The organism is Rhodococcus sp. YH3-3, assembly GCF_001653035.1.
In the GTDB taxonomy this organism is placed as follows: Bacteria; Actinomycetota; Actinomycetes; order Mycobacteriales; family Mycobacteriaceae; genus Rhodococcus_F; species Rhodococcus_F qingshengii.
Map to the genome: position 1 here is coordinate 1 of NZ_BCWH01000016.1, position 2812 is coordinate 2812.

At 59.7% G+C, this 2812-nt stretch carries 2 protein-coding genes and 1 pseudogene; all 3 read left to right on the forward strand.

Features of this window, described 5'->3' with window-relative positions; all coding sequences use genetic code 11:
• Positions 1-16 precede the first annotated feature (16 nt).
• Positions 17-220: a cold-shock protein gene (locus tag YH3_RS34550; protein WP_064442905.1), complete on the forward strand. Its 204-nt coding sequence runs from the start codon at positions 17-19 to the stop codon at positions 218-220.
• Positions 221-929: 709 nt separating this feature from the next.
• A complete protein-coding gene (locus YH3_RS34555) occupies positions 930-1655 on the forward strand; it encodes a DUF4352 domain-containing protein (protein ID WP_082920522.1) in 726 nt (241 codons plus the stop codon).
• 408 nt (positions 1656-2063) lie between these two features.
• Positions 2064-2812: pseudogene (locus YH3_RS34560) on the forward strand (hypothetical protein); the annotation flags it as partial.

Sequence of the window (2812 nt, forward strand, 5' to 3'; positions counted from 1 at the left end):
TGTAGGGAGTATCGGTATGGCACAGGGCATCGTGAAGTGGTTCAACGGCGAAAAGGGCTTTGGTTTCATCGCTCCCGACGACGGAACACCGGACGTGTTCGTTCATTACTCTGAAATCTCGGGCAACGGCTACAAGTCGCTCGACGAGAACCAGCGTGTGGAGTTCGAGGTTGGCCAGGGCCAGAAGGGTCCTCAGGCCACCGATGTGCGCGCTGTCTAATCAGTGACACAAGAAGAGGGCCGCACCGCAAGGGTGCGGCCCTCTTCTGCATAGCGGAGGCCCTGTCGGTACGGCCAAGCTAATCGACTGTCCGTCGTCGAAAACCTCACGATACACAGCGACCTGACATAGTTTTCCGACACGAATTTATCGACGGATCCGAACCGCACAAACTCTATTTTCAACTTCGGTGGCAGATTCAGGTTCCTTTGCACTCAGCGATCCCCGTCGTCGACAAGCGCAATCGCTGGGACAATCGGGTACGACCGGCACTGATTGAGATCGCTGTTTCCACAGTGAATTTCATCTGGATCCACCGTCGACAGTCACGTGGGGCGGGAATCGACGTGCCGGACCGTGGCAGGTTACGACCGGAAGTCCGGGCGGCGCGGCGCAGCGCCTACCCGGGATAACGACTGTCGCGCGTTGCCCGGCGGTATGCCCACGCATATTCGGATTCGATGTTCGGGTGTGCTTGGCCCAGGTCCTGGCGCCGAGTAGCGGTTCAACCGACGGAGGGGTCAGAGAGGTGATGTCGTGTCAGTGACCAGCGCAACCGAAAGTTCCAATCGGTGTCACCATTCTTTTCGAGAAACGTAATTTTGGGACCAAAAGAGGTATTTGTCGCATCGCGATGGTAGAACTAATCGAATTTTAAACCGCAAGGGAGCTGCGAGCGAACTCTGCGAACAAATAAGAAGAAGGACACATGAATCCCGACCCGAACAACCCAGCTAACAGCAGCGACCCACAAAAAGCGCCGCAGCAGCCGTACGGACAACAACCCCCTCAGTACGGGATGCCGCAGCAGCCATACGGACAACAACCCCCGCACTACAGGATGCCGCAGCAGCCATACGGACAGCCGCCGCAACCGCCAAAGAAGAAGCGATGGGGTTTGTGGATCATCCTGGCGATCGTTGCATTGTTGTTCGCAGGTTGCGTGGCCGCAGTCGCTGGTGGGGGTGACGAGCCAGCGACAGTAGTGGACAACAACGGATCAAGTTCTGCGGATTCCGACAGCGCAGCCAGCCTGGATTTCCCAGGAAAGACGAGCAAGGACACCGGCGCCGACGCGGGAGCTACCGTCGATAAAAAGGGCGTTCAAATCACTGCTGCACCTCTGGAGTCGGCAGAGCGTTCATACGGTGGTCCTCTTCTATGCACGAACGTCACCGTCGTCAACGGCACTGACAAGCAGCAACGTTTCAATGGTTACTTGGATTGGAAATTGCAGGATCCTAACGGTGTCTCAAAAGACGCGACGTTCGTCTCCGACCGCTCCACGCTGGAATCGGGTGAGTTGGCTCCCGGAGGTCGGGTCGCAGGCGACGTTTGTTTCGACGATCCGGCAGCCTCCGGACAGTACGTAGTGCTTATGGAAACACTGCTCTCCTTCGACAGCTCACGCATCGGGTGGATCAACCAGATCTGAACGCCCCGATACAACCCTGGGGCAGGCGAGCGTTCATTGACGCTCACCTGCCCCAGCCCGATAAGTATGCAAGCCACGCCGTGGCCCTGGCCGGACACCACAGCAACCGCAGCGAATACGAGCTCCGGCGACGCACCATCGCCAGCCCACTCGCCGACGTTCGAGGACCCGAGGGTCGCAGCCGCATTGGTCTCGACGAATTACCAGGTGCGGTCCGGGCACCGCAGCTCAGGCAGTACAGTCCATCCACTCGCGGTGAGCCACTGCTGCACCGGACGTGGCAGGGTGCCATTCCGTGCGGTCTGCGCGAAATCGCCCGGCGGACGGAAACGATCCGACGGTGCCATCACCGACATCGCCAGGATGCTTTCCACCGGAAACCATCACACCAGCAGAAAGCGGACATCGATGAACGAGACGCCCTCCTCGAGCAGTTCACCGTCAGAGTCCACTCGATCAGGCACTGCTGCAATGGACCTGTTCGCCAGCACCGACTCCGGCAGCGAACTCGCCGTATCCGTCGAACCAGAAGGCATCCTCGTTGCCGGGAACCCGGAGGTCGTAGCCGGATACCTCGCTCGCCTGACCGACATCGCCGGCGAAGCACTCACCGTGTCCGGAGTCAGCAAAACCTCGATGGCCAATGTCGCCGCCGCTGCCGTCGGAGCGAAATCTGTTGCCGCCCAGGCCGGTCAGTTCGTGCGGTTGTCCCCGAACAGCGTCCAGGCGTTGAACACGTACAAAGCGTTGCCCGGTGACAACGGCTTCTTCCGAATGACCGTCGTCGACCAAGCAGGGAAGTTCCGTCACCAACTGCAATGGCAGAAAGTGTCCCTCGGCCCCACCCAAGCATTGTCCTTCCAACTCATCGCAGTGCAGGTCGCACTCTCGGCGGCCATCGCATCGGTGAACGAATCGATCGCCCGCGTCGAGGGCAAGGTCGAACAAGTCCTCGTCCTCGCCCAAGCTGCCCGTGTCGGTGACGTGGTCGGGCACTTCGCAACCCTGGATCGGCTCGTCACCACACTCGACGAACACGGAGCACTCCCGACCACGGACTGGGAATCTGTAGCCGGTCTCCGCCCCACCCTGAGTATGACGATCGAACGACTCCGAGAACACGTCAAACGCACCTTGGCCGGGTTCGATGCCACTCG

Bases quoted from the DNA above. Each gene is read 5' to 3' on its own strand.
- YH3_RS34550 (WP_064442905.1), top strand. From the start codon at position 17: ATGGCACAGGGCATCGTGAAGTGGTTCAACGGCGAAAAGGGCTTTGGT.
- YH3_RS34555 (WP_082920522.1), top strand. From the start codon at position 930: ATGAATCCCGACCCGAACAACCCAGCTAACAGCAGCGACCCACAAAAA.